Origin of the sequence: Mycobacterium sp. (genome assembly GCF_965277065.1) — a bacterium.
Taxonomy (GTDB): domain Bacteria; phylum Actinomycetota; class Actinomycetes; order Mycobacteriales; family Mycobacteriaceae; genus Mycobacterium.
Genome location: NZ_CBDIBT010000018.1, coordinates 806,616 through 830,254, shown reverse-complemented (window position 1 = coordinate 830,254; position 23,639 = coordinate 806,616). Strand labels below are relative to the sequence as shown.

General features: G+C 66.3%; 22 protein-coding genes and 1 pseudogene. 16 read left to right on the top strand and 7 right to left on the bottom strand.

Features of this window, described 5'->3' with window-relative positions; genetic code table 11:
- The first annotated feature begins 375 nt into the window (after window positions 1-375).
- Window positions 376-1,275, top strand: a complete 900-nt coding sequence (locus ACQY5A_RS15400; RefSeq protein WP_428341188.1) for a hypothetical protein — start codon at window positions 376-378, stop codon at window positions 1,273-1,275.
- Between the two features lie 213 nt (window positions 1,276-1,488).
- Window positions 1,489-2,091 (top strand): annotated as a pseudogene (locus tag ACQY5A_RS15395) (IS110 family transposase); the annotation flags it as partial.
- Between the two features lie 92 nt (window positions 2,092-2,183).
- Here ACQY5A_RS15395 and ACQY5A_RS15390 read toward each other — a convergent pair.
- Window positions 2,184-2,846: a winged helix-turn-helix transcriptional regulator gene (locus ACQY5A_RS15390; RefSeq protein ID WP_428341187.1), complete on the bottom strand. Its 663-nt coding sequence runs from the start codon at window positions 2,844-2,846 to the stop codon at window positions 2,184-2,186.
- A 493-nt stretch (window positions 2,847-3,339) separates the two neighbouring features.
- Here ACQY5A_RS15390 and ACQY5A_RS15385 point away from each other — a divergent pair, with 493 nt between their 5' ends.
- From ACQY5A_RS15385 to ACQY5A_RS15350, 8 genes are all read left to right on the top strand, one after another.
- Entirely contained in the window at window positions 3,340-3,486 is a 147-nt protein-coding gene (locus tag ACQY5A_RS15385) for an MmpS family transport accessory protein (protein ID WP_428341528.1), read from the top strand.
- Window positions 3,487-3,730: 244 nt separating this feature from the next.
- Window positions 3,731-4,843: an NAD(P)H-binding protein gene (locus ACQY5A_RS15380; RefSeq protein WP_428341186.1), complete on the top strand. Its 1,113-nt coding sequence runs from the start codon at window positions 3,731-3,733 to the stop codon at window positions 4,841-4,843.
- The gene (locus ACQY5A_RS15375) at window positions 4,840-5,664 is read left to right on the top strand and encodes a class I SAM-dependent methyltransferase (RefSeq protein WP_428341185.1); all 825 of its coding nucleotides are present in this window, start codon (window positions 4,840-4,842) and stop codon (window positions 5,662-5,664) included. The genes ACQY5A_RS15380 and ACQY5A_RS15375 overlap by 4 nt, the downstream gene beginning before the upstream one ends.
- Window positions 5,665-5,730: 66 nt before the next feature.
- The gene (locus ACQY5A_RS15370) at window positions 5,731-6,273 is read left to right on the top strand and encodes a carbonic anhydrase (RefSeq protein WP_428341184.1); all 543 of its coding nucleotides are present in this window, start codon (window positions 5,731-5,733) and stop codon (window positions 6,271-6,273) included.
- Window positions 6,274-6,335: 62 nt separating this feature from the next.
- Window positions 6,336-7,247: an NmrA family NAD(P)-binding protein gene (locus ACQY5A_RS15365; protein WP_428341183.1), complete on the top strand. Its 912-nt coding sequence runs from the start codon at window positions 6,336-6,338 to the stop codon at window positions 7,245-7,247.
- A complete protein-coding gene (locus ACQY5A_RS15360; protein ID WP_428341182.1) occupies window positions 7,244-7,714 on the top strand; it encodes an SRPBCC family protein in 471 nt (156 codons plus the stop codon). The genes ACQY5A_RS15365 and ACQY5A_RS15360 overlap by 4 nt, the downstream gene beginning before the upstream one ends.
- Window positions 7,711-8,706 (top strand): SDR family oxidoreductase, encoded by a 996-nt coding sequence (locus ACQY5A_RS15355; protein WP_428341181.1) that lies wholly within the window; start codon window positions 7,711-7,713, stop codon window positions 8,704-8,706. The genes ACQY5A_RS15360 and ACQY5A_RS15355 overlap by 4 nt, the downstream gene beginning before the upstream one ends.
- A complete protein-coding gene (locus ACQY5A_RS15350) occupies window positions 8,703-9,305 on the top strand; it encodes a nitroreductase/quinone reductase family protein (protein WP_428341180.1) in 603 nt (200 codons plus the stop codon). Before ACQY5A_RS15355 ends, ACQY5A_RS15350 begins: the two co-directional genes overlap by 4 nt.
- Window positions 9,306-9,468: 163 nt before the next feature.
- Here ACQY5A_RS15350 and ACQY5A_RS15345 read toward each other — a convergent pair whose 3' ends face one another.
- Window positions 9,469-9,633: a hypothetical protein gene (locus ACQY5A_RS15345; protein ID WP_428341179.1), complete on the bottom strand. Its 165-nt coding sequence runs from the start codon at window positions 9,631-9,633 to the stop codon at window positions 9,469-9,471.
- A gap of 246 nt (window positions 9,634-9,879) precedes the next feature.
- Here ACQY5A_RS15345 and ACQY5A_RS15340 point away from each other — a divergent pair, with 246 nt between their 5' ends.
- Window positions 9,880-10,626: a helix-turn-helix domain-containing protein gene (locus ACQY5A_RS15340; protein ID WP_428341178.1), complete on the top strand. Its 747-nt coding sequence runs from the start codon at window positions 9,880-9,882 to the stop codon at window positions 10,624-10,626.
- Here ACQY5A_RS15340 and ACQY5A_RS15335 read toward each other — a convergent pair.
- Window positions 10,560-10,961: a VOC family protein gene (locus ACQY5A_RS15335; protein ID WP_428341177.1), complete on the bottom strand. Its 402-nt coding sequence runs from the start codon at window positions 10,959-10,961 to the stop codon at window positions 10,560-10,562. The two genes, ACQY5A_RS15340 and ACQY5A_RS15335, sit on opposite strands and share 67 nt — an antisense overlap.
- A 155-nt stretch (window positions 10,962-11,116) precedes the next feature.
- On the opposite strand from ACQY5A_RS15335, the gene ACQY5A_RS15330 reads away from it, so the two are divergent.
- Entirely contained in the window at window positions 11,117-12,361 is a 1,245-nt protein-coding gene (locus tag ACQY5A_RS15330; protein WP_428341176.1) for a cytochrome P450, read from the top strand.
- Complete coding sequence (locus ACQY5A_RS15325; RefSeq protein WP_428341175.1) at window positions 12,362-12,949, top strand: TetR/AcrR family transcriptional regulator; 588 nt, start codon at window positions 12,362-12,364, stop codon at window positions 12,947-12,949.
- Here ACQY5A_RS15325 and ACQY5A_RS15320 read toward each other — a convergent pair.
- Together ACQY5A_RS15320 and ACQY5A_RS15315 are read right to left on the bottom strand one after the other, a co-directional pair.
- Window positions 12,930-14,066, bottom strand: a complete 1,137-nt coding sequence (locus tag ACQY5A_RS15320; protein WP_428341174.1) for an acyltransferase family protein — start codon at window positions 14,064-14,066, stop codon at window positions 12,930-12,932. The two genes, ACQY5A_RS15325 and ACQY5A_RS15320, sit on opposite strands and share 20 nt — an antisense overlap.
- Window positions 14,063-15,772 carry a DEAD/DEAH box helicase gene (locus ACQY5A_RS15315; RefSeq protein ID WP_428341173.1) on the bottom strand — a complete coding sequence of 570 codons (1,710 nt, stop codon included), beginning with the start codon at window positions 15,770-15,772 and terminating at the stop codon, window positions 14,063-14,065. Before ACQY5A_RS15315 ends, ACQY5A_RS15320 begins: the two co-directional genes overlap by 4 nt.
- Window positions 15,773-15,857: 85 nt before the next feature.
- Between ACQY5A_RS15315 and ACQY5A_RS15310 the strand changes: the two genes are divergently transcribed.
- Window positions 15,858-16,445, top strand: a complete 588-nt coding sequence (locus ACQY5A_RS15310; RefSeq protein WP_428341172.1) for an LppP/LprE family lipoprotein — start codon at window positions 15,858-15,860, stop codon at window positions 16,443-16,445.
- A gap of 31 nt (window positions 16,446-16,476) precedes the next feature.
- Window positions 16,477-19,899 carry a TM0106 family RecB-like putative nuclease gene (locus tag ACQY5A_RS15305; RefSeq protein WP_428341171.1) on the top strand — a complete coding sequence of 1,141 codons (3,423 nt, stop codon included), beginning with the start codon at window positions 16,477-16,479 and terminating at the stop codon, window positions 19,897-19,899.
- 3 nt (window positions 19,900-19,902) lie between these two features.
- On the opposite strand, the gene ACQY5A_RS15300 is transcribed toward ACQY5A_RS15305, so the two are convergent.
- Together ACQY5A_RS15300 and ACQY5A_RS15295 are read right to left on the bottom strand one after the other, a co-directional pair.
- The gene (locus ACQY5A_RS15300) at window positions 19,903-21,984 is read right to left on the bottom strand and encodes an MFS transporter (RefSeq protein ID WP_428341170.1); all 2,082 of its coding nucleotides are present in this window, start codon (window positions 21,982-21,984) and stop codon (window positions 19,903-19,905) included.
- Window positions 21,981-22,607 (bottom strand): PadR family transcriptional regulator, encoded by a 627-nt coding sequence (locus ACQY5A_RS15295; RefSeq protein ID WP_428341169.1) that lies wholly within the window; start codon window positions 22,605-22,607, stop codon window positions 21,981-21,983. The genes ACQY5A_RS15300 and ACQY5A_RS15295 overlap by 4 nt, the downstream gene beginning before the upstream one ends.
- A gap of 154 nt (window positions 22,608-22,761) precedes the next feature.
- Here ACQY5A_RS15295 and ACQY5A_RS15290 point away from each other — a divergent pair, with 154 nt between their 5' ends.
- Window positions 22,762-23,517 (top strand): hypothetical protein, encoded by a 756-nt coding sequence (locus ACQY5A_RS15290; protein ID WP_428341168.1) that lies wholly within the window; start codon window positions 22,762-22,764, stop codon window positions 23,515-23,517.
- The last annotated feature ends 122 nt before the right edge of the window (window positions 23,518-23,639 follow it).

Sequence of the window (23,639 nt, the reverse complement as noted above, 5' to 3'; positions counted from 1 at the left end):
ACACGCATGCAGCCCGAACATTTTGTTCGTCGCTGTACTAGCGCCCTGTCCAGGTTGACACCTGTTGCCTGAGCATTTCGAGTTGGGGGCCGGCGGTGCCATCTTGTGGCTGCCCCGCTCCAGGTTGACCAGTGAGCGCAATAGGCAAGCGGCGACCTGTGCCGCTGAGATACTGCCACGATGGGCAATGGACACAGACCGCGGCAGACCGCATGGGTAATACGCGATAGCGGTGGCGCTGATTCGGTGCAGTGGTTCCTAATTGTCGCTGTCGGCACTGTGTTAACCACCCGCCTATACCTCAAGCTCACGGGATACCCCCAAATTGGCGGTGGTCAGTTACACATCGCGCACGCGCTGTGGGGCGGCGCACTGATGGTATTGGCTCTCATCATCGGCTGGCTATTCGTGGGATCGACACCGCGGCTTGTCTCGATCACACTGAGCGGCATCGGGTTTGGCCTCTTCTTGGACGAAGTAGGCAAATTCGTCACGAAAACCAACAACTACTTCTACGGTCCCTCACCGGAAATCATGTACGTCACGGTGGTCGCCGTCTTGCTGATCGCGCGCGTAGTGCGGGACGTCAAAAAGCCGACTGTGCCCGAAGCCTTGGCCAACGCCGCCGCTATCGCGACCGACGGAGTCGGACACGGGTTGCCCGCCCGGTTGCGTAGCCAAGCCAGCGGCCAACTCGACCTGGCCGCCAGCAGGGGCGCCGACGCACACGTCATCGGCCACCTCCGCGGTCTGATCGAGTCGAGCAACCAAGTACCCGACGTGGTAACAGGGTTTCGCGCCTGCGTGAACAGGCTCGTGCCCCGATTTTTGCTCGAACGCTGGGTGGTGAGCGTGGCGGGCTGGATCCTGGCCGCGGTGTCGGTGGTGCTCTTAATCGCCGGGCTGGCCACCCACATCTACGATCCCGCCGTCCTGGGTGCGATCGGTCGCTACTTCGAACTCAGTCACAACACGCTGGCCAGGCGGATCTTGCTGATCGCTGGTGCCGCGACTCTCGCACTCGCCCTGCCGGCCATTATTGCCTGGACGCATGACCCGACCGCGCTGTGGCCGCTACGCTGTCTTCGCCTGGCTGCCTTGGCGTTCACGTTCTCTAATGCACTCGTCGACTTTGCAATCAAGGGGTTTGCCGGTCTGGTCAATTTAGGGCTCGGGCTCACGGTGCTCGCCGTGGTCTCCCACCAACTCGTCACACGCACTGGCGAATCCCTCGGCCACCCAATCAAACCCGACCGGTCACCCGCACCGACCTAAGTCCAAGCACGTCGAGCGCCGCGGCGACCTGCACACCGGTGGACTGACGGACCCGAACGGCGAGACACGGGAAAGTACAGCCCCGGGATCGATAATTGGTGTATGGGGGCTAGCTGAGGCCGAAGGCCTCGCGCTGCAGAACGATTCGTGGGTTGCCGGTGTGGGTGAACACTCACACCGGCAAAGCCACTTTTGCAGATCAGGAGGCCTCCGGTGATTGTTCAGGGTACGAGTGTCGGGTTGGACGTGCACGCGCTTTCGGTTGTCGCGCACGCAGTGGATGAGGAGACCGGCAAGATCGCGCGGGCCCGGCTATGTCCGGCCCATGAGGAGGTGCTGAGCTGGTTACGGCAGCTGCGGGATCCGGTGCGGGTGACCTATGAGGCTGGGCCGACCGGATTCGGGCTTGCCCGTGCGATCAACGAGACCGGAATGGCGTGTGTGGTCGCTGCGCCGTCGAAGCTGCAGCGCCCGGCCGGGGATCGGGTCAAAACCGATGCCCGTGACGCAGCACATTTGGCTCGGCTGCTGCGGTTGGGTGAGATCACCGAAGTAGGCGTGCCTGATCGTGAGATCGAGGCGGTGCGCGATTTGGTGCGGGCTCGTGAAGATGCCCGCGCTGATCTGATGCGGGTGCGCCACCGGCTCTCCAAACTGCTTCTGCGGCAGGGGATCGTGTACTACGGCGGCACACCGTGGACCGGAGTGCACGAACAGTGGCTGCGACGACAACGCTTCGACGACATCCACCTCAAAGCCGCCTACGACTACAGCTTCGATGCTGTGTTAGCGGCGAGCGCAGCACGCGATCGCCTACCGCACCTAATCTGCTTCGCTCGGCAAAAGCCTTTCAGTCCCGCTTCGAAGTTTGGGTGTCGACGTCAGGCATCGATGTGGCCTTGCTGGTATCAACGAGTGGGGCTGAGGGTGAGCAGTCCCGTCAGCTGCGCGAGGCGCTTGCGATCACCCTCGACGGTCGCGTCGTGCAGGGCGTCGAGGGCGGTGCCGGTGGCAACGGCATAGAAGTCCTTGCGGGTGAGGGTGAGGGTGGCATCGGCGGGGTAGGGCGGTGTGCCATCACGCAGGACCGAGGGTGCATCATCGGCCACGCGCAGCCAGAACCGTTCGTCGTCGACGTGGAAGGCGTAAGTCCCTGCAGGGACGTGGGTTCCCGCCGGGGCGTTCCCAGTGGCGCGGTTGAGGGCCGATTGCATGTTCATCGCCAGCCACACCGCGCGGGTTTGGTCGCCGAGTTGATACATGTCGGGCAGATCCAGACCCCACAGCATCAACTCCCCAAGTGCATGCGCGAGTTGTTCCCCGCGGGCGGTCAGGTGATATCCGGTGCCAAGGCCCGGCTCCGCGCGGGCAATGACGTCTGCGGATTCCAGACGTTTGAGCCGGGCGGCCAGCATGGTGGTCCCGATGCCATGCAGGCCCTCGAGTAGGTCCCCGAAGCGTTTGGGTCCGCGGGCCAACTCCCGCACAATCAGCACCGCCCACCGCTCGCCGAGCAGATCCATCGCGCGGGCCAGACTGCAATTTTGGCCGTAGCTACGCGCGGTGGTCACGGCAGCAACCTAACCATGGACTGGCGTGGAGTCGGCGACCGCGGAGCTCGGTCGATGCTGACCTCAGTGCTTGACCTCGCAGGGCTGCCGGCAGGTGGATGATCTCCCGTGCCGATATGTCGTTTTCGGTTCACGATGCAGACTCCCATCTCAAGCGCTATGCGCAATCCAATTGTATCTACTACTGATTAACGAAGCAAAAATGTGTAGTGTTCGGACCGTCACGCTCAGACCCACGATGGAGCGCCATTGATGACTGCACCACCCGCCTTACCCTCGATGCCCCGACAGCGTCGGCTTCGTAGTCGACATGGACGCGTCTGTGCCCACGCCGATGAGCTGCGCTTTAGGGCCTCCACATCATGATCAGCGCGCTCAGACGCCGTGGCCGGAGGCGGTGATCATGGCGTTCTGGCGCACCGAACAGATTTCGTCGACGAGCGCACGGCAGCGACTTTCGGGCCGAGGTGACCGTCCGCCGCGTCGGTGGTGGATGGTCCTGGTCGGGGTCGTGCTCGTGGCGGTCGCGGGATCCGCGGTGTACCGCCTCAACGGGATCTTCGGCTCCCACGACGTTACGTCCACACCCGCACGGCAGCGTTCCGCGCAACTGGCCTTCGGGAACACACGCGAAAGCTGACCCCATTCGACGCCGGCGGCCCAGGGCGCAGCATTCATCCCGCAGCAGGCAGGTCTGTCGCGCTCCGTCGTCGAATGGCCCGCGGAGTGTTCCCGCCGCCATGCAGAGCCTCGCGCGCTCAGCGGCGATACCTTACTGAAGTTGAAAACTTTGCTTTCATGTATCAGTTGCTACTTGTTTTTGCATCTACATGCGGCTAGGTTGAAGCAATCACCACCGAGCACGACCGAAAGGACGGCACTACATGAGCAGTGCACCGACCACCTTGGTGACCTCCGCCGCCGGCAAAACCGGCCGTCAGGTCGCCGCATCGCTGCTGGCACGCGGTTTACCGGTGCGGGCCTTGGTGCGCCGCGAGGACGCCCGCGCCGCCGCACTGCGTGGCGGTGGGGCCGAGGTTGTCGTCGGCAACATCGCCGATGTGACCGACGTGCGCCGCGCGCTGCACGGCGTGCAGCGCGCCTACTGGGCGGCCCCCATTACGCCGTTGGCGCTGGAGTTGGCGACCATCTTCGCCACCGTCGCCGAGGAACAGCACTTGGAGGTGGTGGTGTCGCTGAGTCAGTGGCTGGCCGACCCAGCCCATCCTTCGGCGCACACCCGCGCTGAATGGCTCTCGGATCAGGTCTTCTCCTGGATGCCGACCGTTGGCTCGATCACCGTCAACCCCGGCTTCTTCGCCGAAAACTACCTTTACACCCTGGACGCGGTCGCCCAATTCGGCATGTTGACCGCCCCCTACGGTGACGGCCGCAACGCCCCACCCTCCAATGAAGACATCGCCGCGGTCGCCGCAGCGCTGCTGGCCGACCCCGGACCACATATGGGCCGCACCTACCGTCCCACCGGCCCGACGCTGCTGAACGCGGGCGAGTTCGCCGAAATCCTGTCCCGAATCTTCGGACGCCGCATCCGCTATGTCGACGTGCCATTCCCGATCATGGCCAAGGCCGCCCGCGTGACCGGCTTCAACGAGTACACCGTGATGCAACTGAAGTGGTACGTCGAGGAGCTCAAACGGGGCACCTTCGCCGTCGGTGCCCCCACCGACGCCGTCCAAACGCTGACCGGCCGCCCGCCCGAGGACATGGAGACCATCGCGCGCCGCTACCTGGCCAGCACACCGGGCACCACCCGCAGCCCAGCAGGGATGGCCCGCGCGATGACCGTGTTGACCAAAACCATCCTCACCGCGGCGCCCAACGAGAAGCGCTACCTGGCCGCCTATCAGGACGGCGCCGCCTACGGGACGCTGTCCGCCGACTCCGAGCAATGGCGTGCCACCCACGACCCCACGCGCCGACTGCGACCGATCCCGCCCCGGCGCGCCCCCACCGGCACCGAGCAGGCCCGATGAACACCCCCGCAACCAACCCAGGTGTGCTGGCGCAGTACACCACCGGTGACGGGACCCGCGCCCGCATCGAGCGCGCTCTGCGCGCCGCCGGCAAGGATCTCGACCAACTCACGCCGGCTGATTTCGCCACCTTCGAGGACTTCCACTCCCTGGGCCGGTTGGGTACCACGAGTCTGCTGGAGGCCGCTGGTGTCACCGGCGCCGACCGGGTGCTCGACGCCGGCACCGGCATCGGCGGCACCGCCCGGCTGCTGGCAGCCGAACACGGCTGCCACGTCACCGCCGTGGACCTGACCGCCGATTACTGCGACACCGCCCGCTGGCTCAACGAGCTAGTCGGCCTGGCCGAGCAGATCGACGTCGTCGAAGCCGACATCACCGCACTGCCCGTGCCCGACGCCAGCATCGACCTCATCGTCACCCAGCACGTCCAAATGAACATCCCCGACAAGGCCGGGCTCTACCGCGAACTACGCCGCGTGCTGCGCCCTGGCGGGCGCCTGGCGCTGTGGGACGTCACCGCCGGACCCCACCAACCCATTCACTTCCCCGTCCCCTGGGCCGACACCGCCGAGCGCAGCCACCTCATCACCCCCGAGCAACTCGCCACTCAGCTGCACGACGTCGGCTTCCGCGTCGAGACCTGGAACGACCTGACCGACTTCGCCATCACCGCCATGACCCCAGTCTTTCAGGCACCCCCTGATCCCCTCGGACTACAGCTGGTCGTCCCCGACATCCAAACCAAAGGCCACACCATCCTGCGCAACGCCCGCGAAGACCGCATTCGGCTCATCCAGGCCGTCGCCACCGCGACCTAACCCCGCAACCGCTCTCCCTCTAGCCGGCCACGATCGAGATCAACCAACCACGCGAAAGGACGACCGATGGAGCATCCACTGCTTCCCGTAGTCATGCGCAACCGTGCGTTCGCCGACACCGGCGCACACCACCACCTGGGCACCCGCCCGAAACTATCGGCCGTGATTCTGACCTGCCTCGATCCACGGGTAGACCCGGCGGCGACCCTGGGTCTGCAACTCGGTGACGCGCCGGTGCTGCGCAACGCCGGCGGCCGCGTCACCGACGCCGTCATCGCCGACATCGCGTTCATCGGCTTCGGCTCGGGAATGGCGCAACCCGAGGGGCCGCTGTTCGAGGTCGCCATCGTCCACCACACCGGATGCGGCATGGCCGCCCTGGCCAACCCCGACCTGCGCCACCGCTACGCCCAGCACACCGGCTACCCCGAGGCCACACTGGCCGACCAGGCAGTCACCGACCCGGCGCACACGGTGGCAACCGATGTTGCGCGCCTACGGGCCGCACCCCAGTTCCCGGCCCGGATCACCGTCTCCGGCCACGTCTACGACCTCGACACCGGCCTGATCACCACGGTCATCAGCACTGAACCACCCCAAGCCGCCTAACCTCCCGTCCTTCACATGGCCACCAGCTGACCCATTCCAGAGATCCGATCTGAGGCAACACCATGACCGACAAAGAAGCTCACTCCTTTTTCGTCGCCGGCGCGACCAGCGGCACCGGCGCCCGCACCGCACACCTGTTGCTGGACCGCGGGTATCACGTGCGGGCCTTCGCCCACCACGATGATCAGCGCTCCAAAGACCTCACCCGGGCCGGCGCCGAGGTGATCATCGGGGACCTACTCGATCTGGATGCCGTCGCCACCGCGGTGACCGGCACCCAGGCCGGTTACTTCGTGTATCCGATCGCCCCCGGCCTGATCGAGGCCACCGCCGTGTTTGCCCAAGCCGCCCACGAGGCCGACCTGACCGCCGTCGTGAACATGTCGCAGATCTCGGCGCGCCGCGACGCACAAAGCCACGCCGCCCAACAGCACTGGATCGCCGAACGCCTCCTGGACCGCGCCCCAGTCCCAGTCACCCACCTGCGGCCCACCTTCTTCGCCGAGAACCTGCTGCTGAGCGCCGCCGACACCGCCGAGCACGCAGCCATCCGCTTCCCGCTGGGTCAGGGCCGCCACGCCCCCATCACCGTCGAGGACCAGGCCCACGTCATTGCCGCCATCCTGGAACATCCCCAGCCCCACGCCGGCAAGACCTACCCCTTGTTCGGGCCGGTCGAAATGGACCACCACGAGATCGCGCGGGAACTGTCCGCCGTACTGGGCCGGACGGTGCGCTACGAACCCATCTCCTACGACCAGTTCGCCGACATGCTGACCGCGGCCGGGTTCGGGCCGCACCTGATTCAGCACCTGCGCCACGTCTCCGATGACTATCAGCGCGGCCGCTTCGCGGGCACCAACGACAACGTGCACCGCCTCACCGGCAGAACCCCAGTCGGCATGAACGACTTCTTCCACCAGCACCGCGCGGTCTACGAAGCCGTGCCCGCGGCGATGGGGCAATCCTCATGAAGATCTCCACGCACCGCCGCGGCGCCAGCCACACCCAGACCGGCTCCATCGACATCGCCGCGCCACCAGACACCGTATGGGATCTGATCACCACCACCGCAACCATCCACGAGTGGTACGACACCTGGGACACCGTCGAACACGACACCAACCACCCACGACTGAAGCTGGGCAGCTCTTTTCGGCTCCGAAGCCACCGCCGCGGCCGCGACGCCACCGCAGAATGCACCGTCACCGAATTGACCGCACCCACCCGACTGCAATGGCGCCAAGACGCGCCGCACACCCCCACCACAATGGTGACCTTCGAGCTCACCGCCGACGCCACCAGCGCCACCCGAATCCTTCACACCCGAACCTGGAGCGCCCCGTGGACGGCGGCACAAGCACCGGCACCGCACCGGCAGGGAGCCCCCCGCACCCCACACGAACCTAGGACCGAAGACGAGGAGCTGAGAACAAAATGAAAAACCAGCGGTTTCTGGTGGTCGGCGCGACCGGCCATGTCGGCTCGAAGATCGCCGTCCTGCTAGCGAACAAGGGACTTGACGTGACGGCACTGGTGCGCAGTGACGGCGCCACCATCCGCGACCCCTACCAGGGGGCCATCCGCTACGTGACCGGCGATTTGGCCAACCGAGAATCGATGATGAAGGCCGTCGACGGCATCGACGTGGTCATCTCGACTGCCAACGGCATCATCCCGCAAAAGAAAACGGACACCGCCGCCAGCGTCAACGACCACGCGCTGACGTTCATCGAAATCTGCGAACGCGCCGGCGTCGCACGGTTCGTCCAGTCCTCCACCCCGAGCTACCCACACGAGGACCGCGTTCCCGAACTCGCCGGGAAACGACGCCTCGAACGACGTCTGCAAGCCTCACCGATGCAGTCGGTCATCGTGCGCAACGCCGCCTTCATGGATGTTTTTCTGGTGATGGCCGGGTTCAAACAGGCCGCCGACCACAGCGCTCACGCCACCGTCAACCGCAACTACGGATTCACCAAACTGTGGATGTCGTTGACCGGCAACCTCGTCGAAAAGCGCGGTCTGTTCCTGGCTCCGGGCGGAGCCAAGCATGGCACGCCCATCATCGCCACTCGCGACGTCGCCGAAATGATCGTCGGCGCCGCGCTTTCTCCAGGAACCCAGGATCTGCTTATCGAAGCCAGCGGCCCGCAATGGCTGACCTGGCGCCAAATCACCGACATCATCGCCGCCAAGACCGGCCGCAAAATCCGCATCATCCCGCTGCCGGGCTGGCTGGCCCGTCTCAATCAGACCCTGGCCCAACCGTTCTCCCCGGCGGCGGCCAGCATCTTCGCGCTGATGGGCTTCGTCGCGGCCTACCAACCCCACTGGGATTCCGCCCCCATCGTCGCCCAATTCGGTTTGCCCCCACAACTGACCGTCGCCGACTACCTCGACCAGAACTACCAGAAGGAACCAGCCCGATGATCAAACAACCAACAACCCTGCAATCAGACCTGTTCACCCCCAATCGATCTGACCGGCCGCTGACCTTTGCCACCCGAACGCTGCAACTAAGTGAACGAACTGATCACAGCGCCGCGGCCCACAATCAAACTACTGGGAGCTTCACTACGCTGAACGGCACCCGGGGTGCCCGTCAGCCCCGAGGGCGCTTCGTTCGGTGGCGCAACGCCCGCGTCGCTCAACGTCTCCGCCGCGGCGGCACAATCAACGGGATCGATGGTCTAATCCTTGACACTATCGGCGCCAAGAGCGGCACCCCACGTCGCACGCCGCTGATTTGGTTTCCTGACGGTCCCAGATCCTGGCTCATCGTGGCCTCTGCGAATGGGGCAGCCAACAGTCCCTCCTGGTACTACAACCTCGCCGCCTGTCCCTGCAACGTTCGGATTCACCTCGGCGGAGGATCAGGTGGGAGGATGATTCTGGTCGCTGCCGAAGAACTTCATCACGACGCCCGCGAAGCCGCGTGGCAGCAAATCACCGGCACCGCTCCGCAATTCGCGCAATACCAGCAACGAACCGACCGCCGACTACCCGTCATCCGGCTCACGATCCGATAGCCAGGCGTCACCGGGACAGCGGCGAATCTGATCCCGGTCTGACACGTCAGGCGCCAACTTGGCGTGACGGACTGACTGTCGGTCCGCGGGTGGAATCGGCGCCGGGCAGCGGACGGATCTAGCCCTATGCAGTCAACCCATGAGATGCCAACGGAACGCCCTGTCAACATGAGCACGCCTGCATCAGGTGCCTGGTGCTCAGACTCTCCTGGCCCAGGTCCCACCCCTGCTTGAGATCGAGGAAAACACCCACCAGCGACTCGACGAAGGCCGGCGGATGCGTTGCCTCGCTGAAGTTTCCGCGCTCGAGGAGCAGAGCCTGCGCCACGTCGACAACAAGATAGAGACAAGCTGACCGGCTCCGCCGACAAGACACCGGTGAAACCGGGGCTGACGCCCTCGGCTGAGGCCGCCGACGGGCCTAAAGCTGGAGTAATTCGCCATATCCGATGTAGGAACCGGCGTTGAGTTGGCTGGCGGGGAATGACGGTGGCCATGTCGCGGGATGACCGGCGCTGCAATCACCACATCCGTTACCACAGGGAGCCCCTCGAAGGATGGCAGGATCGTCCAGATGAACTATCAGGAGCGTGCCACGCCTGTGGTCGGCGCCGTGCTGTGGCAGCGCACACTCGACAGCCCGCGGGTCACATCGATCATGCCGGATGGTTGCCTGGACCTGCTGTGGGACGCCAACCGCCTGTTCGTTGCTGGCCCGGACACGGCAGCACGCTGGCACCCGAGTCCGGCGGGCGCCACCTATGTCGCACTACGCTTCTCGGCTGGGCTCGGCCCGACCGTGCTGGGCGTCCCAGCCGACAAACTGCGGGATCAGACCTTGAACCTCGAACAGCTCTGGCCTACGCGCGAGGCCCAGGTGCTAACTGAGCAAGTCGAGTTGGACCCCGCCGCGGTGTTGCAAGCGTGGGTGGTCGAGCGGGCAGTTCGCTGTGATCTGGACCCGTTCGGACCGCGTGTCCTGGCCATGGCGAAGGCCGGGACGCCGACGATGGTGATGGCCGAGCGGCTGTGTATGACGACCCGCCAGCTGCATCGACGCTGCCGACAGACGTTCGGCTATGGGTCCCGGCACCTGGCTCGGGTCATGCGGTTCAGGCGGGCGCTCGAAGAGATCCGCTGCGGTGCGCCGCTAGCCAAGGTGGCGGCAGTTTGTGGGTACGCCGACCAGGCGCACCTCTCCCGGGAGGTGCGCGCCCTGGCCGGCACAACACCCGCAACTCTGCGTGGCGCGCACTACGGGGGCGGCAGCGGAGCGAACAGGTCGACCGGCCGACCGTCAGGATCGCGGACTACGGCGTAGCGCATGCCCCAGAACGCATCCCACGGCTCGAGATGGCCCTCGTAACCAGCGTCGGTGAGGTCGCGCCAGGCGGCATCGACCTCGGCCGGGCTCTCGCAGGCGAAGGCGAAATTCATTCGGTGCCCGCCTCCCGTTGGGGGTGACCACCCCGAATCGAACGAGCGAATAGTGTCCTCGGTATCCCAGGCCAGGCGTATACCGCCGGCGAGCTCGACATCCACGTGGGGCTCAGCATCAGCTGTCGCAGCGATGTCTAGTCCCAACAGGCGGTAAAACTCGAGTGTGGCCGCCATGTCGGAGACGACCAGCTCGATCACGGCAGGACGCAGCTTCATAGCGGCAACCGTAGCCGGGCCATCCGTGGCCAAGCTTGAACGTTTCGGACATCACTGGGTCCGACCGTCCCGGTCAAAGATCATCTAGCGGGGGACGCTGATGTTGCACGGCTGCTGCTGTTGACATCCCTCCCATCTTGTCGTAGCAATAAGACATGACGACAACTTTGTCTCACGCGCCGCAGTTCCGGCTCGCCACCGCGCAGACCTGGGCCGACCCCTGGCCGATGTACCGCGTGCTGCGCGACCACGACCCCGTCCACCACGTGGTGCCGGCCAGCAATCCCGGTGACGACTACTACGTGCTGACCCGGCACGCCGACATCTGGGCCGCGGCCAAAGACCACGAGACGTACTCCTCGGCACAGGGTCTGACCGTCAACTACGGCGACCTGGAAATGATTGGGCTGGCGGATAATCCGCCGATGGTGATGCAGGATCCCCCGCTGCACACCGAGTTCCGCAAACTGGTGGCCCGCGGGTTCACCCCGCGACAGGTGGAGGCGGTCGAGCCGAAGGTCCGCGAATTCGTCGTCGAGCGCCTCGACCGGCTGATCGCCAACGGCGGTGGCGACATCGTGGCCGAGCTGTTCAAACCACTGCCGTCGATGGTCGTGGCGCACTACCTCGGCGTCCCGGAGGAAGACCGCGGGCAGTTCGACGGCTGGACCGAGGCCATCGTCGCGGCCAACACCACCGAGGGCGGCATCGCCTCCGCGCTGGAATCCGTTGGCGAGGCGGTCGGATCCATGATGGCCTACTTCACCGAGCTGATCGAACGCCGCCGCACCGAGCCCGAAGACGACACCATCTCGCATCTGGTCTCTGCCGGAATCGGCAGCAAAGATGAGGCCGGTGACATCGCCGGCACGCTATCGACACTCGCGTTCGTATTCACGATGATCACCGGCGGAAACGACACCACTACCGGCTTGCTGGGTGGCGCAGTGCAATTGCTGCACCAGCGACCCGACCAGCGGCGGCTGCTCGTCGCGCAGCCAGACCTGATGCCCGGGGCCGTCGACGAATTCCTGCGGCTCACCTCGCCTGCGCAGGCCCTGGCCCGCACCGTGAGCCGCGACGTCACCATCGGCGACACCACCGTGCCGGAAGGGCGCCGAGTGTTACTGGTCTACGGCTCCGCCAACCGCGACGAGCGCCAATTCGGCACGAACGCAGGCGAACTCGAGGTCGAGCGCAAGCCGCGCAACCTGCTGACCTTCAGCCACGGCGCTCACCACTGCCTGGGTGCCGCGGCCGCCCGGATGCAGTCACGGGTCACGCTGTCCGAATTACTTGACCGCTGCCCCGATTTCGAGGTCGACGAGGACCACATCGTCTGGGCCGGCGGCAGCTATGTTCGACGCCCGCTGTCGGTCCCGTTCCGGGTCAAGGCCTAGATGCCGGCCAACGACTGGCTCGCCGAGCGCCGGACCGAGGTCGCCGCCGACCGCATCCTCGACGCCGCGGAGCAACTGTTCACCCGCCACGACCCCGGCTCGGTGGGCATGAACGAGATCGCCAAGGCCGCAGGGTGTTCCCGCGCGACGCTATATCGCTACTTCGAAAACCGTGAGGCACTGCGCAACGCCTACGTCGCCCGCGAAACCCATCGGCTGTCGGAGTCGATCGACGTAGACGACATCAAGGACCCGCGCGAACGGCTGGTCACCGGCATCCTCACGACCCTTCGCCTGGTGCGCGAAAGCCCCGAGCTGTCAGCCTGGTTCGCAACGACCTCAGGCCCGCTGGGCGCCGAGTTGGCCGAGCAGTCCGATGTGATCACCGGGTTGTCCGCCGCCTTCGTCACCTCACTTGGCGACGACCATCGGGCGAACGTGGCCGGCCGCGGCCGCTGGCTGGTGCGGGCGATCACGTCGCTACTGATCTTTCCCGGCCGCGACGAGGCCGACGAGCGTGCGATGCTCACCGAGTTCGTCGCGCCGGTCGTGGTCCCTGCCGAACAGGTCAGTCGCGCACTCGGGTGAACCGGTGCAACAGCCAGGCCGGTGGGATGGTGATCACCACCGTCGCCACGAACAACCCGGCCATCGAGCCGGTGTAGACGTGGTCCTGCATGATGTAGACCATCGCGAATTCCATGGTGATCAAATGGATCAGGAAGATCTCGTAGGAGATTTCGCCGAGCCACACCATCGGCTTGCTCGCCAGTAGTCGGCAGTACAGGCCCTCGTTGCCCAGCGCCAACGGCGCCAGTGCCAGCCCGGAGATCACCGCGTAGAACACCGCTTTCCACAGCGCTTGGGACAGGCCGAGCGGCGACGTCGTCGGATCTCCGGCGATCGGCGTGGAGGCGATCAAGTAGCAGACCGCTGCGAGCGGCAGCGCGACGAACGCGTAGCAGCGTGCGCCCATCCGTTGCAGCACAGTCAGACTCATGCCCGCCAGAAACCAGATCAGGTAAGTGGGTAGCCACAGCCGAGACCCGTTGGGTATCGAGGTGGCGAGGTGTACACCGACCAACCACGCCGGCGAGATCAGCGCCAGCGCAGCGATACCGGACAGCAACAGCTTCGGACGCCATTGCCGACGACACAGCACCACCACCAGCAGATAGGCCAGCAGCGGAAGCAGTAGGTAGAACGAGGCTTCCACCGCCAGGCTCCACATCTGGGTCAGACCCTGATGGAGATATCCCCTCATGTAGTTGAAGGTGTAGATCTGGGTCAGCGTGAGATTTCGGAACAACCCGAACCAGGTGTGGCCGAAATTCGGCCCGGCATGCCGGAAGTGGTAGATGACGTACGCGGTCAGCACCGTGACGACGTAGGCCGGCATGATGCGTCGCACCCGGTGCCAGGCGTACCGCCGGATCGACGGCGGCGGACCGTTCGTCGCGACCGATTTCACCCACGGCCGGAACAACAGAAATCCGGACAGCGCAAAGAAAATCGGGACGCCCATCTCCATCCGAGAGCAGAACAGACCGAAATAGCCCTCGATGTATTTACCGGTGGTGTAGGCGGCGTGGGTGGCCACCACCAGAAGTGCTGCAACGGCACGGATGCCGGTCAACGATGCGACCCGATCGGGGCCGGCGACCTGTTCGAGGCCGCCTTGAGCCGACGTGTCGGCCCGGGTCATCCTTTACGGTCCCGCCGCGGTGCGCCATGACCGCCGCGGCGGTTCTTGTCCGGAGCGTGGTCGGGCTGCAGGTTGATCAGCACGCCGGAAATACGGGTCTTTTCAAGCGCTTTCAACGTCTCGCGGGACATCTTGACCGGCAGTTCTACCAGCGAGAAGTCCGGCTTGATCGTGATGTGCCCGAAATCGCTGCGGTGCAAGCCGCCTTCGTTGGCGATTGCGCCGACGATCGAGCCCGGTCCGACCTTGTGCCGCTTGCCGACTGCGATGCGGTAGGTGGCCAGCCCTTTCCTGGGACCATCGCCGGTACCGCGGGCGGGTCTGTCGGGCCGGTCCTGATGTTCCCGGACCCGCCGTTCGGGCGGGGGCTCGGGTGCCAACAAGAAGGCTTCGCCGTCGCGCAATTGCGCCGCCAGTGCCGCGGCGATGTCGGCCATCGGAACGTCGTGCTCACGCTCGTAATCCGAGACCAGACGACGGAACAACTCGAGCCCGGGTGCGCCCAGGCTGTTGGTGATCGAATCGGCGAACTTGGCCACCCGCTGTGCGTTGACGTCGTCGACGCTGGGCAGTTGAGCTTCGGTGAGCTTCTGCCGGGTCGCTTTCTCGATCGCCTTGAGCAGATGACGTTCTCGTGGCGAAACGAACAGCAGCGCAGCACCCGATCGCCCGGCCCGGCCGGTTCGACCGATCCGGTGCACATACGACTCGGTGTCGTGCGGAATGTCGTAGTTCAGCACGTGCGATATCCGCTCGACGTCCAACCCGCGGGCCGCAACATCGGTGGCGACCAGGATGTCGATTCCGTTGCCGCCGCCTCTTTTGAGCGCGGCGATGGTTCGCTCACGCACCGCCTGCGGGATGTCGCCGTTGATGGCCGCCGCGGAAAAGCCTCGGGCGCGCAGCTTTTCGGCAACCTCTTCGGTGGCCTGCTTGGTGCGGACGAAGACGATCATCGCCTCGAACGGCTCGACTTCCAGGATCCGGGTCAGTGCGTCCATCTTGCGCGGACCGGCAACCTGGATGTAGCGCTGCGAAATGTTGTCGGCAGTCGCGGTTTTCGCGTCGACCTTGACCTCGATCGGGTCGTGCAGATACTTGTTGCTGAGCTTGCGGATCGCCGGCGGCATCGTCGCGGAGAACAGCGCCACCTGCTTGTACTCCGGGGTGTCGGCCAGGATCCGCTCGACTTCCTCGGCGAAACCCATCGTCAGCATCTCGTCGGCCTCATCAAGCACCAGGTAATCCACATGGGACAGATCCAGCGTCCCGCGCTCGAGGTGATCGATCACGCGGCCGGGCGTCCCTACCACCACCTGCGCGCCGCGCTTCAGCCCGGTCAGCTGCGTCATGTAGGACGCTCCGCCGTAGATCGGCAGCACGTTGATCTTCGGGAGGTGGGTGCCATACCGGCTGAAGGCCTCGGCGACCTGCAATGCCAGCTCACGAGTCGGCGCCAGCACCAGCGCCTGGGTGGCCTTGCTGCTGGTGTCGATCTTCGACAAGATCGGCACCGCGAAGGCGGCCGTCTTCCCGGTCCCGGTCTGGGCCAGCCCCACCACATCCGAGCCCGCCATCAGGGCCGGAATGGTCGCTGCCTGGATCGCTGACGGCGACTCGTAGCCCACGTCAGAGAGCGCCTGCAGCACCGAAGGGTGAATCTGCAGGTCGGCGAAGCTCACGGTGTCGTCATGCTGGGAGTCCATGTCAGAAAAATCTTACGGCGTGGTCAACTGCCGCTCGGCCACGCCTGCCGCGTCGACAAGGCTGGTCAGGGTACGGTGCGGCGTTGTGTGGACACGGCAGTGCAGGACGCGCGGCGTTGGCTTTCTTGAAGGGCTGACCGCTGCCGCACTGCTGGCCGCGGTACTGAGCGGGTGCGGATCAGGGGATTCGACGGTCGCCAAGACCCCGGAGCCCACCGCACATCCGACCGCGGCGCCGCGCCCGGCAGCGCCGCCACCGACCGCGACCACCGCCCCGACCACCCCCGGCCCCATCGACCCCTGCGCGGTCAACCTGGCCGATCCCGCGATCGCGCGCGGGGTGTCCGAGCTGCCGCAGGACCCGCGCAGCCACCAGCCGTGGAATCCGGAGCCGCTGGCCGGCAACTTCAACCAGTGCGCGCAGCTGTCCGCGGTCATCGTCAAGGCCAACACCAACGCCGAGAGCCCCAACACCCGGGCGGTGCTGTTCCATCTCGGCAAGCTGATTCCGCCGCAGGGCGTGCCCGACACCTACGGCTTCAACGGGCTCGACAACTCGCAGTGCACCGGCGACACGGTGGCGCTGAGCTATTCCGGCGGGATCGGCCTACCCAGCGTGGTGAAGTTCCGCTGGAACGGCAACGGGGTCGAGTTGATCGCCAACGCACGCTGAATTGTCGGTGTAGCCGCCTACAGTGGCTGCTGTGTTCATGGCAGGCGACAGCGTCATCTACAGCGCCTCGGACCTCGCGTCCGCGGCACGCTGTGAATATGCCCTGCTGCGGGAATTCGACGCGAAACTCGGCTGGGGTCCACGAGTCAGCGTCACCGACGAATTGCTGGCGCGCACCGCGTCTCTCGGTGACGAGCACGAGCAGCGCCGGCTTGACCAGTTACGCGACGGGAACGACGGCGATGTTGCCGTCATCGGCCGTCCCGCCCCGTTCACCCTCGAAAATGTCACCGCGGCGGCCTGCCAGACCCGGCGGGCCATCGACCGTGGCGTGTCGGTGGTCTACCAGGCCGCGACGTTCGACGGCCGTTTCATCGGGTTCGCCGACTTCCTGGTTCGCCGGGACGGGAAGTACCAGGTGTCGGACACCAAACTGGCCCGCTCGGCCAAAGTCACCGCGCTGCTTCAGATCGCCGCCTACGCCGATGCATTGAGCCAAACCGGGATTGCGGTGCACCCGGAAGCCGAATTGATCCTCGGCAACGGCACCGAGGTCACCTACCAGGTCGACGAACTGATCCCGGTGTACCGCGAGCAGCGCGCACGGCTGCAGCGCCTGCTCGACGAGCATTACGCGGGCGGCTCCCCGGTTCGCTGGGACGACGACCGGGTGCGCGCGTGCTTCCGATGCCCGGTGTGCGAGGAGCAGGTGCGCGCGACCGACGATCTGTTGCTCGTCGCGGGTCTGCGGGTCAGCCAGCGCGCCAAGCTGCTCGACGCCGGTATCAGCACGGTGGCCCAGCTGGCCGAGCACGCCGGCCCGGTGGCCAACATGTCCGCCCGCTCGGTGGACGCACTGGTCGCCCAGGCCGCCCTGCAGATCCGCGAACGAACCACCGGCACACCGCAGTTCGAGGTGGCCGACCCGCAGCCGCTGACCCTGCTGCCCGAGCCCGACGACGGAGACCTGTTCTTCGACTTCGAGGGCGACCCGCTGTGGACGGCCGACGGCGTCGACTGGGGCCTGGAATATCTGTTCGGCGTTCTCGAAAGCGGAAAAGCGAGTACCTTTCACCCGCTGTGGGCGCATAACCGGCCAGATGAGCGGAAAGCGCTGATCGACTTTCTCGCGCTGGTCTCCAAGCGGCGCAGGCGGTTTCCGAACATGCACATCTACCACTACGCCGCATACGAGAAGACGGCGCTGCTGCGGCTGGCGGGGCGCCATGGCGTCGGCGAAGACGAGGTCGACGACTTGCTGCGCAGCGGAACGTTGGTCGACTTGTATCCGATTGTGCGCAAGAGCATTCGGACCGGCAGCGAGTCGCTGAGCCTGAAGGCGCTGGAGCCGCTGTACATGGGGTCGCAGCTGCGATCGGGTGATGTCACGACGGCGGCCGACTCGATCACTCAGTACGCGAAGTACAGCGAGCTGCGCGCCAACGGCGAACTCGACAAGGCGGCGGCGGTACTCAAAGAGATCGAGGACTACAACCAGTACGACTGCCGGTCCACCCGCGAGCTGCGCAACTGGCTCTTGATGCGGGCCTACGAAAGCGGCATCACACCGGTTGGCGCCCAACCGATTCCGGATGGCGACGCGGTCGAGGAGGCAGATGCGCTGGCGGTGAAGCTGGAGGAGTTCTCCGGCGTTGCGGCCAGCCCTGACCGCACGCCCGAGCAGACGGCGGTCGCACTGGTATCGGCCGCCCGCGGCTATCACCGCCGCGAGGACAAGCCGTTCTGGTGGGCGCACTTCGATCGGCTGAACTACCCCGTCGACGAATGGTCCAACGACACCGACGTTTTCATCGTCGACCAGGCAAAGGTCGCGGTCGACTGGAACAAGCCGCCGCGCGCGCAGAAGCTCCAGCGCCGGTTGCAGCTGACCGGCGAACTGGCCCGCGGCGCGCTCAATTCTGAGGTCTACGCGCTCTACGACCCGCCGGCGCCATCCGGGTTGACGGACAACCCCGATCGACGGGCGACCGGCCGGGCCCAGGTGATGGAGGCCAACGATCCGAGCGTGCCGACAGAGGTCATCATCTGCGAGCGGACGCCCGCCGACGGCAACACTTTTCACGAGCTGCCGTTCGCGCTGACGCCCGGTGGGCCGGTCAACACCAAACCGCTGCGCGAGGCCATCGAAGCGGCAGCGGTCGACGTCGCGGCGGGCCTGCCACATCTCCCCCGCACCGCGGTGGCCGACATCCTGCTGCGCGAGCGGCCCCGGACGCACAGTGGTGCGGACCTTCCCAGAACTGGCGAGGCGATCGACGACATCACTGCCGCGCTGCTCGGCCTGGATTCGTCGTACGTCGCGGTGCATGGACCGCCCGGGACCGGTAAGACCTACACCGCAGCACATGTGATCACCCGGCTGGTCGCCGACCATAGCTGGCGCATCGGGGTCGTTGCGCAGTCGCACGCGGTGGTGGAGAACCTGCTGCGCGGCGCGATCAAGGCCGGCATCGACCCGACCAGGGTCGCCAAGAAGAAATCCGATCGCGCCGAGGTCGCGTGGCAGCAGATCAGCGAGAGCGAGTACGCCGGATTCATCAGCGGCACACCAGGTTGCGTGATCGGCGGGACGGCCTGGGACTTCGCCAACCCGAGCCGGGTGCCGCCGGGAAGCCTGGACCTGCTGGTGATCGACGAGGCCGGCCAGTTCTGCCTGGCCAACACGGTCGCGGTGGCCGGGTCGGCCGCCAACCTGCTCCTGCTCGGCGACCCGCAGCAGCTGCCTCAGGTCAGCCAGGGCACGCATCCCGAACCGGTCGACGGCTCCGCGCTGGGCTGGCTGGTCGAAGACCATCGCACGTTGCCCGCCGAACGCGGCTACTTCCTGGACCGCACGCATCGCATGCATCCGGCGGTGTGTGCTCCGGTGTCGGCGCTGGCCTACGAGGGCCGGTTGCAGCCGTACACCGAAGTCACCGGCGCGCGTCGGCTCGACGGGTATCCGCCGGGGCTGCAGGTGCTTCGGGTTCACCACGACGGCAACGCGACCGAGAGCCCCGAGGAAGCCGCGGCCATCGTCGACCTCATCCACGCGCTGGTCGGCCGGGACTGGACGGCCGAAGGCGGCACCCGGCCGTTGACGGCCAATGACGTGCTGGTGTTGGCGCCCTACAACGCTCAGGTCGTGCTGCTGCGCCGGTATCTTGCCGACGCAGGACTCGGCGACGTGCGGGTCGGGACCGTCGACAAGTTCCAGGGTGCCGAGGCGCCGGTGGCCATCGTCTCGATGACAGCCTCGTCCGTCGACGACATACCGCGCGGAATACCGTTCCTGCTCAACCGGAATCGGCTGAATGTGGCGATCAGCCGCGCGCAGTATGCGGCTGTGATCGTCCGTGCGGATGCGCTGACCGAATACCTTCCGGCCGCACCGAACGGTCTGGTCGAACTCGGAGCATTCCTGGCGTTGACGGCGCCTAAAGGTACGGCTTAGCGGCTACCTACCGGGATGGGAATGCCGCCCGGTGCCCTCATCGGGATCCGCGCGACGCCGGCCACTGGGCGGCGGCCGGTGATAGCCGTTGCGCCCGTTGTCGCGGTACGTCGAGCCGCCGTAGGTGTCGATGTCGTCGAGAAACGGCTCGTCCCGAGGTGGGAATTCCTCGACCGGATGGAAGCGCTGTTCGTCCTCGACCTGAAAACCGTTGTGGGCGTCGGTAATCGGCTCGAGTTCGGTCGTTGTCGTCATGTCGTCGAGCAAGCTGTGCCACGACTCGACCGGTGCGGTTCGCCAGTTCTCCGCCGGCGCGGGGCGAGGGTGCTCGGTGGGCTTCGCCAACGGTTCGGTCTGCGGTTCGACGGCCGGCCGACGGGGCGGCGCCGCGGCGCGCGATGGCCGCGGCGGCGCGGAAGGCGTCGGCGACAGCGTGTACTCGACATAGTCGTCGTCGTCGTCGAAACCGTCCCCCCCGAAGCTGTCGAAGTCGCTCTCCAAACCGTCTGCGGCACTTGGCCGCACCCGAACGCGACGGGTCGGCGCATCGGTGCTGTCCGCCCCGCCGGTGGGCGGCGCATCGACAGCCGTCGACGATCCGCCGGATCCGACCAGAAACAGCGCCGCACCGACCCCGAACAGCGCAACGAACGCCGGCAACAGCATCGACTGCGACATCGCGGCGGCGAAAGGATCGTGCAGAAACTCCGGCATCTCCAAGCCCCCACCGGGCCCGGACGGCGGCCCCGAACCCCCGTCGGGCAGCGGCCCCAATGCGCTGGTGATCCGCGACGTCATGAACGACGCCATGCCGGCGCTGCCCAGCACGGCACCCACCTGGCGGGTAGCGTTGAACACCCCGGAACTGGCACCGGCCAACCGCATCGGCAGGTTACGCGTCGCGGTCGCAGTGATCGGCGCCCAGATGAACGCCATCGCCGCCCCGAGCACGAAGAACGGCAGCACCAATTCCCAGATCGCGGTGGACGGGGTCATCACAACGGAGAGCCAGGTGAGGCCGATCGCCAGGCACGAGAACCCGAATCCGACCACCGGCCGCGGGGGGACCCGGTCGACGAGCCGGCCGGCGATCGGCGCGAGCACGCCGCTGGTGATCGCCATCGGCGCGGTCAGCAAGGCGGAGCGGGTCGGCGACAACCCGCACACCGACTGGGCGTAGAACATCAGCGGCAGGATCATGCCGGTCGCCGCGAACGCGATCACCACGGCCGCGACATTGCACAGGCTGAAGTCGCGGTATCGGAAGAGGTCCAGCGGAATCAGCGGCTCGTGGGTGCTGATCGACTGCCAGTAGACGAATGCCGTCATCAGGCCGATGCCGGCGACCAGCACCGCCCAGATCCACGGCGCCCAGTTGTGGGACTGGCCTTCCTGCAGCGAGAACACGATCAGGAACATCCCGACCCCGGACAGGCCGACTCCGATCAGGTCGAAGCGGTGGTGGTGGGTGGGCAGTTCCGGCACCAACCAGAACGCCAACGCCAATCCGAGGAGGCCGATCGGGACATTGACGAAGAAGATCCAGGCCCAGCCCATCGCGTCCACCAGCACACCGCCGGCCAGCGGCCCGACCAGCGTGGCCACTCCGGCGGTGGCGCCCCAGACGCTCACCGCCACCCCGCGGCCCTCCGACGGGAAGATCCGGGTGATCAGGGACAGCGTCTGCGGGCTCATCACCGCCGCGCCAATGCCTTGGGCCACCCGCGCCGTGATGAGCATGCCGATGGTGCCCGACAGGCCACACCACAGCGAGGCAGCGGTGAAGATCGCCAGGCCGACCAGATACAGGTTCTTCGGGCCGAACCGGTCACCGAGCCGACCGGCCACCAGCAGCGGGACCGCGTAGGCCAGCAGGTAGGCGCTGGTCACCCAGATGACGGTGTCGTAGCCGGTGCCGAGCTTGACCATGATGCTGGGATTGGCGACCGCGACGATCGTCGAGTCGAGCAGGATCATGAAGAAGCCCACCATCATCGCCCACAGCGCGTGCCATGGGTTGATGTCGTCGGCACGCTTGGTCGCCGGGCCCCCGCCCGGTCCCCGACGAGCCATCGCCGTGGTCATATCCCCACCCCGTCCGTCTGTTGCTGTCTCGGCCGACCGGATCGCATCGAGCTGGCAAAGCCTCGTAGCCAGCAGAGCTCGGCTTGCGTCGTTGCCAGCAAGTAGTCAAATGCCACCAGGTATCCGGCAGGCGCGACGCTGGCGTCTCGAAGCGCCATGATTTCCGCGGCCCGAGCTTCCAACGCCCCGACACGGTCGTCCACTGCATCCGCCGCGGCGTCTCCACTCAGAGTATCGATCTCGGCGAGCGCGACCGCGAACTGCGGAAACTCATGGGTCGGCTCGGCAATCAGTTGACCCACCCGATCGGCGAGCGCCTCGACACCGGCGTCGGTGATCTCGAAGATGGCCCGCTCGGGTCGCTTACCGTCGCGCACAGTCCCGGCGTGACGGATCAACTTCTCGTCGGTGAGCCGGTCCACGACGTGATACAGCGAACCTGGCCGTACCTTCACGATGCGGTCCGCGTGCCGCTCGACCAGCGTCTGGAACATCTCATAGCCGTGCATCGGGCGCCCTCGGAGAAGCGCCAACACCGAGATACCCAGCGAGGTGATGCGGTAGGTCATCGACAATCCGTCTTTGCTCGGCGGGCCGCCCCAGCTCGTCGTCGAGTCAGGCATGACCCGCATCGTCGTCGCACGTGTCTGCTCCGGATTATTCCTAACGGGCTATTCGGTGGGACGCCTGGCCCCACGTTTGCCGGGTCCGGCGCTAGCCTGAAAGCACTGTCGCATCCCGCGAAGACGCTGAGCCAACAGATATGCGGAGGCATCTATGAGCGCCTGGCGTAAAAAGTCATCAGCCGACTCGCTGCCCGCCACCACCGGGGAGAAGCCCAAGATGTCGGCGCGCGCGTTAGCCAGCATCATCGAGCGCAGCGCCCGTCTCCAGGGGCCCGCCGCGGCCGCGTACGTCGAGCGACTGCGGCGCGCGGATCCCGACGCCGGACCGGCCACGATCGTCGCGAAGTTGGAAAAGCGTTACGTCACGGCCGTGACGGCCAGCGGCGCCGCGGTGGGTTCGACCGCGGTGCTGCCGGGGCTGGGCACGCTGGCCGCGCTGACGGCGGGCGCCGGCGAGACCGCGGTATTCCTGGAGGCCACCGCGTTCTACGTGCTGGCGGTCGCGTCCGTCTACGGGGTGTCGACCGACGAGCGGGAACGACGCCGCGCACTGGTGCTGTCGGTGCTGATCGGTGACGACAGCAGGCACGCCATGGCTGAAATCATCGGCGGCGGCCGCACCAGCGGCGCGTGGCTCTCGGAAGGGGTGGCATCCCTGCCGATGCCGGCATTGTCACAGCTGAACTCGCGGCTGCTCAAGCGCGCCGTGCGCCGGTTCACGCTGCGCCGCAGCGCGCTGCTGTTCGGCAAGGCCCTGCCGGTCGGTATCGGCGCCCTGATCGGTGCCACCGGCAACCGGCTGGCAGGCAAGAAGATCGTGCGCAACGCCCGCAACGCCTTCGGCACGCCGCCGGCGAAATGGCCGGTCACCTTGCACCTGCTGCCGACGGCGTCCGACGCAGGCTGACCGCGACCGCTCGTCACAAGTCACATGGCGGATCGCTGTCGAAGGGTTAGCCTTTATGGGGCGGTCAGCGGGCCGCGGCACGCGTGGGATCGCGCTTTTTCGAACAGAGGAATCGAGGCGAG